Source organism: Isoptericola sp. NPDC056618, from assembly GCF_042792715.1.
Taxonomy (GTDB): Bacteria; Actinomycetota; Actinomycetes; order Actinomycetales; family Cellulomonadaceae; genus Isoptericola; species Isoptericola nanjingensis.
Window position 1 is genome coordinate 1 of the sequence record NZ_JBHTVZ010000007.1, and the last position, 475, is coordinate 475.

The following is a 475-nucleotide window of genomic DNA, read 5'->3' on the forward strand; positions in this document are numbered from 1 at the left end:
CAAAGGGTTCAAAAATTTGGCATTGACTATCAAACACACTGTTGAGTTCTCAAACAACCGACGCACACCGCAGAACCAGAACCACTCTCGGCTCCGACCCCGCCGGGGCAACCCCTCAAACTTACCAGACCGTTTTCCCTCTTCCAAATCCCTGATCCGAAGATCGGAGGGAAGTCGAAAAGACGATCCGATCCCACCGGGAAGAATGCGCGAAGCATCCCGACCGTTGAAGGTGTGGGTTTTCAGTCCCGGCCCGGCCATCGGTACCCAGCCTCTCGGCTGTCTCCTCGATGTCCGTCGGCCCGTCGGGCTGACGTCGTAGAACATTACCCGGGCGGAGCGCTCCGTGCAACGTGGCCGGACGTGGCGCGCGCCCCCGCCGGCCCCGGGGCGCCCCCCGAAACCCAGGAGGCCAGCTCAGGCCCGCACGGTCGCCCGCGCCAGCCGGTCCCCCCGCGCCCGCCGGCGCGCGGCG